This is a genomic window from Rhizobium sp. BR 317 (assembly GCF_047445835.1).
GTDB classification, from domain to species: domain Bacteria; phylum Pseudomonadota; class Alphaproteobacteria; order Rhizobiales; family Rhizobiaceae; genus Rhizobium; species Rhizobium paranaense.
This window is the reverse complement of the sequence record NZ_JARWLB010000005.1, coordinates 408,445-418,911: the sequence shown is the minus strand read 5'-3', so window position 1 is coordinate 418,911 and position 10,467 is coordinate 408,445. Positions and strand designations below refer to the sequence as shown.

The following is a 10,467-nucleotide window of genomic DNA, read 5'->3' as shown; positions in this document are numbered from 1 at the left end:
GACCTTCGCCATCTACCGCAGTCCGGAAGACGACTATTTTGCCACCGACGGCCTCTGCACGCACGAGCAGATCCATCTCGCCGACGGGCTGGTGATGGACAACATCATCGAATGTCCCAAGCACAACGGCCGCTTCGACTATAGGACCGGCGAGGCCAAGGGCGCTCCGGTCTGCGTCAATCTCAAAACCTATCCGGTCAAGGTCGAAAACGGCACCGTCTTCATCGCAATCTGAGGGGAAAGCGATACCGCCTTGCCGAAATGCTTCCCACGCTTCGCTCAGTTGGTCATCAGCCCTTGACGAACTGCATCGAGCCATAAATTTCTCCCCATCCAACTGAAGGGGAACGCAATGAAAATTCTGGGCATATCAGGCAGCCTTCGCAAGGGCTCTTTCAACACGGCACTGCTGCATGCCGCCGTCGAACTCTCGCCGCCGGGCGTCGAGCTCATCGCAAGGACCATCCACGGCGTCCCGCTTTACGACGGTGATCTCGAGGAGGGCGAGGGGATTCCGGAGGCGGTGAGCGAACTCAAGGAGCTTGCCGCAGCGTCCGATGGACTGATCCTGTTCACGCCGGAATACAACAATTCGCTTCCCGGCGCCTTCAAGAACGCGATCGACTGGATGAGCCGGCCGTCCAGCGATATCCCCCGAATCTTTCGGGCAAAACCCGTCGCCGTTCTCKGCGCATCGCCCGGCAATTTCGGCACGATCCTCAGCCAGACCGCCTGGCTGCCGGTGTTGCGCACGCTTGGCACCAATCCCTGGTTCGGCGGCCGGCTGATGGTTTCGCGCGCTGGCAGCGTTTTCGACGCGGAAGGTAAAATCGTCGACGAGAAAGTGAAGCAAAATCTTGCTGCTTTCATCGAGGGTTTCGCCGCCTTTGTCGAAAGTACGCAAAAGAGCTGATCGATATATTTCGTGTAGTGAGACATAGGCCGAAGCCTTTGATTGTAAKAGCGAATAGCCTATTGTGATCGGCAGCGTCGGGTCGGCCCGCGCTTCCGGGGCTGCACACATCTTCCTTCGAGCCGAAATGAAATCCAATACCGCCGGTTACGTCTTCACGCTGTTGGCGATCAGCATATTCGCGCTACAGGACGGCATCTCAAAACATCTGGTGAGTGCCTATCCGCCGCTCTTTGTGGCGATGATCCGCTATTGGGCTTTCATGCTCTTTGCCGTGGCGCTGGCGTCACGCTCTCCGGGCGGATTGCGCGTCGCTATCCGCACCAGAAGGCCGCGCCTGCAGGTCGCTCGTGGGCTGCTGCTCGCCTCGCAGATCGTTGTCGCCATCTCGTCCTTCGTCATTGTCGGCCTTGCCCGCTCGCAGGCGATCTTCTCATCCGGACCCTTGATGGTGGCGTTGCTGTCCGTGCCGATCCTTGGCGAAAAGGTTGGCTGGCGGCGCTGGCTGGCAATCTGCATCGGCTTCCTCGGCGTGCTGCTGATCCTGAAGCCGGAAAGCGGCTTTTTCGATATTCGCTTCCTAGTGCCGCTTGGCGGTGCCCTGCTGTTTTCGCTTTATGTCGTCATCACCCGCTATGTCAGCCGGGACGACTCCGCCATGACGAGCTTTTTCTACACCGGCGTCGTCGGTGCGATTGCCATGAGCTGCATCGGACCGTTTTTCCGGGTATCTGTTGCGCCGTATGACTGGGCTTTCCTCGGCGTGCTCTGCCTCACCGGCATGTCGAGCCACTATTTCCTCATTCGCGCCTATGACCTTCTCGACGCGGTGGTGATCCAGCCGCTCACCTATCTGCAGCTTGTCTTCTCGGCGATCATCGGCGTGGCGGTCTTCGGCGAGACCCTCAACGCCTACACGATCATCGGCGCCGTCATTGTCGTGGCTGCGGGCATCTTCACGATCTGGCGCGAACACGTCCTGGCACGCGCCGGTGCCAGGACGTCGAAAGCATAAGAAACCTCAGAGCGATTCGATGCCTCACGGAAGCGCAGAACCGCTCTATCTTATTGTTTTCAGTTCCAGGAAAACCGCTGTGCACTTTTCCTGGAATTGCTCTTAGGCGTCGATCTCTGCCTTCGGCCGTTCCTCGGTGTAGTAGCTCGTGTACTTCCCGCGATAGCGCTCCGTGCCACCGAAGTCGCTGTAGCGGGACAGTTCCGACATGTCCGTCTTGTTGAGGATGACGCCGAGAACGCGCGAGTTGATCTGCGGCTCCTGTTCCAGCAGATCCCTGACGAGATTGGTCGGCGTCGCGCCCCATTCGGCAACGAACAGAAAGGCGTCGACCTGCGGCGCAAATGCCTTGGCGTCGATGACCGGTGCCAGCGGCGCAAGGTCGACGACGATATAGTCGAACATCTTTCGGGCGCTATCCATCAGGTTCAGCATGCCCTGCGAAGACAGGAGCTCGCTGGTGTGCAGCAGATGATCGCGAAGTACCACTGGCAGAATGGCAAGTTTGGTGCGGGGATCGACCCTCACGGCACTTGCCCAAGGCACTTCGCCGAGAGCCGCTTCGATGAGGCCGGTCTGCGGCGGAGACTTCAGCATCCGGCTCAAACCGGGATTGCGCAAGTCGGCGTCGATCAGCAGCGTGCGCTTGCCGCTGCTTGCGAGCAGGGCAGCAAAATTGGCTGCCGTCGTCGACTTGCCTTCGCCAGGAAGCGCCGAGACGACGCCAATCACCCGGTTATCTCGTCCCTGCAGCATGACATCGCTGGCAAGCTTGGCGTTACGCAGGGTTTCGGCGAATATCGAGCGCGGGGCCTCGACCGAAACACGCATGATCCGTTCGAAGGCGACACCGTTCTCGGCCTCTTCGGCCATTGCCGGCCCAGCTCTTTGTTTGCGGAGCTTTTTCTTGTCGAGCGACCCTTGGCCGAGAAGCGGCAGATAACCCAGGAACTTAAGTCCCAGCGCCGCTCGCACATCGGCTTCGACACGGAAATAGCGGTCACGAAATTCCTGAAGCGCGGCAAAGGCACCACCGGCCATCAAGCCGAGTACGATCGACAGTGCCAGCACGAGCGTCTTTTTCGGGCTCGACGGCGCGGTCGGAACGCCGGCGGCGGAGATGACGCGCGCCTTGGCGATCGGGAAGGAGCGCTGCTGCGATGCCTCCTCATAACGGCTGAGATAGGATTCGTAGAGCGTCTTCAGCGCTGTCGCTTTTTGGTTAAGCGCGTTCAATTGCACGAGGGATTTATTGGCCTCGGAATTCTTGCCGACCACACCTTCGATGCTGTTACGCAGGGACGTCGCACGCGATTGAGCGACGTCGAACTCATTCTTGTAGCTTGCCGTCAGTTGCTGKAGTTCCTGATAAATTTGCCGCGTGATGTCCTCGCGCTCTGCCTTGAGCGCTACGGCCTGGGGATGACTCGCGCCAAAATTCTGCGTCACGTCCTGCTCACGCTTCTGCACATTGAGATAGCGTGTCTTCAGATCCTGCAGCACGGTGTTGTCGGTCTGGCTGGACGAGATCGTCGCGTTTTTCACCGCATTGTCCGGTCCCTGGTCGATAATCGACTTATATTGATAGTAGCGCGCCGAGGCGCTGGCGGTATCGGCCTGGGCGATGATCAATTGCTTATTGAGATCGGAAATCTGTTGCTCCGACATCAGCTCGCCGCCGGTCGAGGTCAAGCCATTGTCGGCCTTGTATTTTTCGACGTCGAGCGAAGCCTGTTGCGAACGCTCGCGCAGGTCATTCAGCCGCTCCTGCAGCCAGACGGATGCCCGTTCGGTCGCATCGAAATTGGCGTTGAGCTGATCCGTCAGATAGGCGTCAGCATAAGCTGCGGTGACCTTGGCGGCCAATTGCGCATCGGTCGAGCCGAACGATACGGAGACGACGGAACTGCGGGTGACGCGCTCCACCTTCAGAGCGTCCTGCAATGTCGCGGCGATTTGCTGACGTTGCGCCTCGCGCGCCTCTTCAGCCGTCAAAGGCGGCTTCGCCGGCTTGAAGGCGCTGGCAATCAGCTTGACGCCGGATTTGAGCAGCGCTGCCGGCGACTGCGGCGGATTGAGGATCGCGTCATTGTTGACGAGGCCAGCCGCATCGACGACGCGCAGTGCCATTTCGTTGGATTTCAGGATTTCGACAGCGCTGGCGATTTCCATATCAGCCTGCTGGCTGCTGGCCTGCGGAGGCTGGTCCTCCGCATATTTGGTCATGGTTTCGTCGAGCAATATCTGCGTCGCAGACGTATAGGTCGAAGGTGCGGTCAAGAGATAGACGACCGCCAGCGCGACGAAAATGGCAACGCCGGCGAGGATAGTGCGAATGCGACGGGTGACGACCGCCATCAGCCGGTCTAGGTCAATGAAACCATCCTGCTCGTCTTTTGGAAGAGCGCTGTGGAAGGTGAAATTCTTCTGATGCATGGCGACCACCTTGTCGGAGAAGCCCGAATTGAATAACGGCTCCCGCCTACGGCCATCGGGGCCGCAGGCGAAAGTGTGAAGCGGTTTAGGCTGCGCTCATCTGCGCTTCGTGCGAGAGAACCAAGCTCCGGATCGAGTCATAGACGAGGCCGCCAATGTCCGCGCGTGCCAGCGCGAAGGCGACGTTCGCCTCGATGAAGCCCTGCTTCGATCCGCAATCGAAAGTCCGTCCGCTGTAGGCCTGGGCATGGAAGTCCTGCGTTTGAGACAGGCGCAACATGCCGTCGGTCAGTTGGATCTCGTTGCCGGCGCCGCGTTCCTGCCGCGCCAAGAGATCGAAGATCTCGGGCTGGAGAATATAACGCCCATTGAGGTAAAAGTTAGAAGGCGCCTCTGACGGATGCGGCTTTTCAACCATTTTGGTCACGCCGAAGCCGTGCCGAACCGGCGCTCCGCGGCCGATAATGCCGTATTTCGAGGTCTCTTCCGGCGCACACTCTTCGACTGCAACGATATTGCCGCCGACTTCGTCGTAGAGTTCCATCAGCCCGGCCATGCAGCCGCGCAGGCCGTGGCAAACCATGTCGGGCAGCAGCAGCGCGAACGGCTCATTGCCGATCAGGTCGCGAGCACACCATACCGCGTGGCCGAGGCCGAGCGGGGCCTGCTGGCGGGTGAAGCTGATCGAGCCGGCCCGCGGCAGGAGGCGCTCCAGTTCGGAGACCTGCTTTGTCTTGCCCGCCCTGTGAAGCGAGGAGATAAGCTCCGGCGTGTCGTCGAAATGATCTTCGATTGCCGATTTGTTGCGGCTGGTGACAAAGACGATGTGCTCGATGCCGGCTTCGATAGCCTCATCGACGGCGTATTGCACCACCGGACGATCGACKATCGTCAGCATTTCCTTGGGCATTGCCTTCGTGGCTGGCAGGAAACGGGTTCCATTGCCGGCAACCGGGATGATTGCTTTTCTCACAGGATGCTTAGGGTCCATAGCTCTATCCTTTGTTAGAGTGAGGGCCTGCGCCCAAACTGGGGAGGGAGGGGGAGATGGGAGATGCCGCAGCCACTTCGCCGCCGCCCGTTAGGACGGTTGCCTCACTGCTGCCGCGAAGAGAGGCGGCAAGACGACGAAGGCGGGCTGCGATCGGCATGCGCAAATGACGAACCGCGAGTGGATCGCGGCAGGCGATCTTCAGCGCGTTCGACAAGGCGCGGTCCTTGATGCTTTCGACAAGCATCAGGAAAGACAGTGTTTCTTTCAGATTCCGCGTCCGTCGCCTCTGGGCGGCCAGAGCGGCGGCGCCGAAATGATGTCCGGCAAAAAACTTCCGGTCGGCAGCGATCATCGCTTCGACATCTTGCTGCTTCAACACCCGCGAGATCGAGCCTTCGCGAATGTAATAGAGGTAGCCGGCCGTCGGTTCGACGGCGCAGACGCCGCCTTTAGCCAGAGCGGAGGCGAGAAAAATATAGTCCTCGCCGATCCTGAGAGCTTCGTCGAAACGCAGATGGTGCTGCTCGATGAAGGCCCGCTCGAATATGGGCTTCATGTAGCCGAAATTATGCTCGGAGCGGAAAATCATGTTCGAGGAGATGAATTTCGCCAGCATCAGAACCGGCAGGCGCGCCAGTACGGCTTCGGGAAACATCGTGCCCGCCGCCTCATCCTGTCCTCTGATGACATCGAGGTTGTCGACAACGATCTGGGCCGCAGCCTTTTCGGCTCGTGCGATCAGCCGCGCCATGCGATCCGGGCGCAGCGCATCATCGGAATCGAGCACGGCAACCCAACGGCCGCGGGCAGCGTCGAGGCCGGCATTGCGTGCGGCGGCGGGACCGCCGTTGCGGGGCATGGCGACCAGTCGAACGCGCGGGTCTGCATGATTGCCGGCAATGAGCGGGGTGTTGTCGCTGGAGCAATCGTCGACGACGATGACCTCCATGCTGACGGCACCCTGCGCCAGCGCGCTGTCAATGGCGCGCTCCAGCGTGTCCTCGGCGTTGTAGGCTGCGATGACGAAACTGACATCAGGGATGAAATCCGTCATTGCGGGGCTTTCTCCAAACTTCCGTATTGTTCGATTTCGCGGACACCGAACAGGCCGCTGACGACACCGGCATGCATGATGCCGCGTAGGCCGTAGCGATGGCGCGATACGGGGAAAGCGGCTGAAAGTGCGGCGGCGGCAAAGCAATAGCCGGATTTGGCGCCGGCCAGCGCTATTGCCTTCCACCAGCCGAGACCCGCCGACTGCTCCAACAGCATTCGTCCATGCGTCTGCCCCATGCGAAAACGCCGCTTCGAAAGCCAGGCAACCGTCGCCCGTCCGTTCGGCACGGGTTCGTAAACCAAGGCGTCCTCGGCAAAGGCGATCCTTCCGCCCGCCCTATGCATGTGGGCGAAAAATTCCGTATCCTCGCCGCCGCTGCGCCCCAGCGCGATGTTGAAGCGGCGGCCGGCAAGCGACGGTGCATTGCGCCGCAGCAGTGCGTTGCAGGTATAACCCGTGCGGATCTTGCCGGAGACCCAAACCGGCAATGTCGAATGGAAGTCGCCACGCCGCATCCAGCCGGGGGCGGTGTTCGGATAGACGGCGCGCACGGGGCCGAGAACCGCGTCGGCTCCGGTCGTGTCCGCCGTCACCAGTAGTTCCGTCAGCCAATCCTCGGTCGCGGTCTCGTCGTCGTCGATAAAGGCCACGAAATCACCGGTCGCGTGCTCGAGGCAGGCGTTGCGGGCGATCGAAATGTTCGAAGCGGGGCAATGCACATAGGCAATCTCGAAAGGCACCGCCGAGCGGATGGCTTCGACGCGGTCGCGCGCACTCGGCGTCACGTCGTTGTCAGCAACGATGATACGGACGGCAGTGCCTGCCGGAACGGTCAAGACCGCCAGCGACAACAGCGTTTGGTCCAGCTCGGCGCGACGATAGGTGCAGACGGCGATATCGATCCTCACGGATCGGCGCTCGGGGTTCCGCGTCATGACACCACCTTGCGTGCACGGCAGCTGAAGACTTCCATCCAGAAGCCCATCGACCAAGCAAAATGCATGACCATGGCCGAGATGGCGGCGAGAGGTCCATACGGATTCCGCTCGCCAAGTGCGATCCAGAAGCCATAGGCCACGCAGGCGAAAGCCCAAAGGCTGATCGGAACGACCGCGATCCAATTGAGGATCGCCAGAAACGCGCCGACGAAGATCGGCACTACGGCCAGCGGCAGCATCTGGCGGACGCTCGGCATGCTGCGGTGCTTGAGGATATTGCGCGCCCGGCCGCGGCCATAGCCGAGATACTGCCGGAAAAGCGTCGGAACGCTGGAACGCGGATAATAGGTCATCGCCGTCTTGTCGGTGAGCCAGATGCGATAGCCGGCTTTGCGCAGGCGATAGTCGAGCTCAGCATCCTCGTTATGGCTGAAGGCTTCGTCGTAGCCACCGACTGCGCGGTAGGCAGCAACGCGCATCAGAGCGTGATGGCCGTGATCGGCCCAATGCCCCTTGGCGCCTTCGCGATGCTTCGAGCCGCCATTGCCGAGCTTTGAATTCTGCGCCACTGCCGTCGCCTTCTGGAAGGCGCTGAAGCCCATGGTGCGCATCGCAACGACAACGGAATCCGCGCCGGTGGCGGACGCTTCCTGCGCCAGTATCTGGCAGTAGTCGTCCGGATAGTCGCCATGGGCGTCGATGCGGATGAGATAGTCGTAGTCGTTGCCCAGGGTTTCGATCGCGAGGTTGATCGCAGCACTTTGCAGCCGCTTCGGATTGTCGAGAAGGAGAATGCGCGGATCGACTGCGGCGATCTCCCTGACAATGTCGCGGGTTCTGTCTGTGCTGCCGCCATCGGCAACCACGATGCGGGCATCAAGTTCGTCCAGAGCACGGCCGAGCTTGGCAATCAGCGGCTCGATATGCTTCTCCTCATTGAGGCACGGGATAACGATCAAGCAACGCATATCCATGGGAATTCCGGTCTTCATTGCAATCCACCTCTATTGCGATGCAGTTGTGGGACGGTCTGTAATTCGGCGGTTTGCTCGCCGGCGTGGGTAAGGGAAGCCAGCCGCTGCACCAATCCGCGGCATTCGGCGCGATCGGTCATCCACTGCCTGCGGTCCTGTGCGGCCAAGGCGTTGAACGCAGCGAGGTAGCGTTCCTCATTCATATCGCCCAGAAGAGCGACGAGGCGCGCAGCATCCGGCTCGTCGAGCGTCAGCCCGATTTTCCGCTTTGCCAGGAACCGTGCGGTCTCGGTGCCATCGACGGCGATCGGCACGGCGCCATGCAGGCCGCCCTCATAGAGACGGTTCGGCAACAGCCAACTGGAATTCAGTCCCTCTTCGAAGAAGTCGATCGCCCAGGAGAACTGCACCTCACCGTAGATCGCAGCGAGGTCCTCGGGGTTTTTATAGGGACCGCCGAAATGCATGAAAGGCGCATCGCGTACAAAGACGTCGAAATCATCGAACTCCGAATGAGCCGGCCGGCCACGCAAGACGATCTCGAAGCGACCTTCCATGCGGCACGAAAAATCTGCGAGCAATTCCAGCGACTTGCGGCACCGAAGCGCGCCAAACCAACCGATCTTCCAGGGTTCGCCGTTCGCCGGCAGTCTGGGAGCGTTGACGATCTCAGCGCCGATACCGTCGAGCGCCAGGACCTTGTTCTCGAGAAGGACGATCGGCAGGTCGAGGCCGGAGCGAGCGCGGAAATAATGCTCGACGAAGGCCGGCGAGCTGGTCAGCAGCAGTGCCGCGTCCGCGCCGAAATGACGCTCAACGCCACGAAGAGCACCGCCAAAGATATCATTGCGCAGCAGCAGCCGGTGAATGTCGAGGCACTCGTAGACAACAGGCATATCGCCGCCGAAGATGGATTTGGCGCGCTTGGCCACGGCCAGCATTTCAAGATTGCGGCCGATGATCACATCCGGCTTTTCGACCGAGCGCAGCAATCCGCGCAGTTGCATCGCGGACTTGGCAACGGCGGCGATACGCTGCGCGAACTGCGCGTCGCGCGTCCGGCCGAGTTCGATCGGCTCGACACCGTGAATGGCCGCCAACGCGTTGTCATCGCGCCGAAAGCCCGCCAGCGTTACCTTCGCCCCACCTGCCTGCAGCATCAGCACGCGCCTGCGGATGGCAGGATCGGCGAGATCGTGGACGAAATAAAGAATATGCAGCATGAAAACTTTCGCTTTCGTGCCTGGCCGGAAGCCAGGCGCCTCGTTTCGTTCGTGTTGCATCGGGTTCATTTGCTCCGGCCGCGAAATCCGCCTCGCGGCCGGAATGTTTCAGTTGAGCTTGCAGGCGATCGATTCCGGGAATTGGCACTTGTCACCGGCCGCCGTGAAGGCAACGCGCTCGATCTGCATGGTCGCCGGCCCGCCGCTGTAGGCGAACTTGCCCATCCAGCCGCTCAGCGTGTCCGTGCCCCAGAGGCTGAAGAAAATCTTCTGGGCATGCGTCGGAATCTTCGACGGATCGGTAACTTCCTGAACGAGCTTGCCGTTCAGGTAATAGCGAAGCCGATCCTTCTCCCAGACGAAAGCATAGTCGTTAAAGCCCTGATCGGCGCTGCCGGCGACCGGGACGAGTTTCTCATTGCCGCCTTTGGCACCGATATATTGATTGACCTGAACCTGTGCGGAGTTCTTGCCCAGCACTTCGAAATCGATCTCGTCGTGAGGCTTCTTGTCGGTCGGACCGATATAGGTGAAGAAAGCCGAATTGAGGCCGGGGCCGGTCGCGGTGCGATAACGCGCCTCATAGGTGCCGTAGCCATAGGTCTTGGTCGTCTGGATTTCGCCGCAGGCATAGTCGCGTTGGCCGGTTTTGCCCTGGGTGAATTTAATTTGCAGCCTGCCGCCTTCGACACTGACCTGCTTCTTCGACCAGGTGCAATTCTGGTGCGGGCCGTTGTTCCAGCCGTCCGAGATATACCAACGGCCGCTGTCGATCTTGTCGAATTTGTCGACGAAAGACTTGCCGTTCGGCTGATCCTCCTGGGCGAGGGCCGCGCAAGGGATAAGGGCCGCGCTCAAAAGGGCAAAGGAAACAAGGCTGGGTCTTAGCGTATCAAAGATCTGTTTCGTCATATGTC

Annotated in this window: 10 protein-coding genes; 3 read left to right on the top strand and 7 right to left on the bottom strand. The window is 60.4% G+C overall.

Going from position 1 to position 10,467, the window contains the following annotated elements:
• The 3 genes from QD357_RS11235 to QD357_RS11225 form a co-directional block, all read left to right on the top strand.
• Positions 1-235 (top strand): MocE family 2Fe-2S type ferredoxin (locus QD357_RS11235; protein ID WP_414124333.1); only part of this gene is annotated, 235 nt, incomplete at its 5' end.
• A gap of 117 nt (positions 236-352) precedes the next feature.
• On the top strand, positions 353-913 hold the full coding sequence (locus tag QD357_RS11230; protein WP_414124332.1) for an NADPH-dependent FMN reductase: 561 nt from the start codon (positions 353-355) through the stop codon (positions 911-913).
• Positions 914-1,040: 127 nt separating this feature from the next.
• Entirely contained in the window at positions 1,041-1,928 is an 888-nt protein-coding gene (locus tag QD357_RS11225) for a DMT family transporter (protein ID WP_414124331.1), read from the top strand.
• A 102-nt stretch (positions 1,929-2,030) separates the two neighbouring features.
• Here the strand turns inward: QD357_RS11225 and QD357_RS11220 are convergent, their stop codons facing one another.
• The 7 genes from QD357_RS11220 to QD357_RS11190 all read right to left on the bottom strand — a co-directional run bounded on the left by QD357_RS11220 (position 2,031) and on the right by QD357_RS11190 (position 10,462).
• Positions 2,031-4,364 carry a polysaccharide biosynthesis tyrosine autokinase gene (locus QD357_RS11220; protein ID WP_183938213.1) on the bottom strand — a complete coding sequence of 778 codons (2,334 nt, stop codon included), beginning with the start codon at positions 4,362-4,364 and terminating at the stop codon, positions 2,031-2,033.
• A gap of 85 nt (positions 4,365-4,449) precedes the next feature.
• Positions 4,450-5,355, bottom strand: coding sequence for a UTP--glucose-1-phosphate uridylyltransferase (locus QD357_RS11215; protein WP_183938212.1), 906 nt, complete (start codon positions 5,353-5,355; stop codon positions 4,450-4,452).
• 4 nt (positions 5,356-5,359) lie between these two features.
• The gene (locus tag QD357_RS11210; RefSeq protein ID WP_183938211.1) at positions 5,360-6,412 is read right to left on the bottom strand and encodes a glycosyltransferase family 2 protein; all 1,053 of its coding nucleotides are present in this window, start codon (positions 6,410-6,412) and stop codon (positions 5,360-5,362) included.
• Positions 6,409-7,350 (bottom strand): glycosyltransferase, encoded by a 942-nt coding sequence (locus tag QD357_RS11205; protein WP_414124330.1) that lies wholly within the window; start codon positions 7,348-7,350, stop codon positions 6,409-6,411. Before QD357_RS11205 ends, QD357_RS11210 begins: the two co-directional genes overlap by 4 nt.
• A complete protein-coding gene (locus tag QD357_RS11200) occupies positions 7,347-8,345 on the bottom strand; it encodes a glycosyltransferase family 2 protein (RefSeq protein WP_414124329.1) in 999 nt (332 codons plus the stop codon). Before QD357_RS11200 ends, QD357_RS11205 begins: the two co-directional genes overlap by 4 nt.
• Complete coding sequence (locus QD357_RS11195; protein ID WP_183938208.1) at positions 8,342-9,550, bottom strand: glycosyl transferase family 1; 1,209 nt, start codon at positions 9,548-9,550, stop codon at positions 8,342-8,344. Before QD357_RS11195 ends, QD357_RS11200 begins: the two co-directional genes overlap by 4 nt.
• Positions 9,551-9,658: 108 nt before the next feature.
• Complete coding sequence (locus tag QD357_RS11190) at positions 9,659-10,462, bottom strand: glycoside hydrolase family 16 protein (protein ID WP_183938207.1); 804 nt, start codon at positions 10,460-10,462, stop codon at positions 9,659-9,661.
• Positions 10,463-10,467 lie beyond the last annotated feature (5 nt).

What these genes read in the sequence shown, in the direction of transcription:
- QD357_RS11225 (WP_414124331.1), top strand. Translation starts at nt 1,041, where the DNA reads ATGAAATCCAATACCGCCGGTTACGTCTTCACGCTGTTGGCGATCAGC.
- QD357_RS11210 (WP_183938211.1), bottom strand. Translation starts at nt 6,412, where the DNA reads ATGACGGATTTCATCCCTGATGTCAGTTTCGTCATCGCAGCCTACAAC.
- QD357_RS11205 (WP_414124330.1), bottom strand. Translation starts at nt 7,350, where the DNA reads ATGACGCGGAACCCCGAGCGCCGATCCGTGAGGATCGATATCGCCGTC.
- QD357_RS11200 (WP_414124329.1), bottom strand. Translation starts at nt 8,345, where the DNA reads ATGAAGACCGGAATTCCCATGGATATGCGTTGCTTGATCGTTATCCCG.
- QD357_RS11195 (WP_183938208.1), bottom strand. Translation starts at nt 9,550, where the DNA reads ATGCTGCATATTCTTTATTTCGTCCACGATCTCGCCGATCCTGCCATC.
- QD357_RS11190 (WP_183938207.1), bottom strand. Translation starts at nt 10,462, where the DNA reads ATGACGAAACAGATCTTTGATACGCTAAGACCCAGCCTTGTTTCCTTT.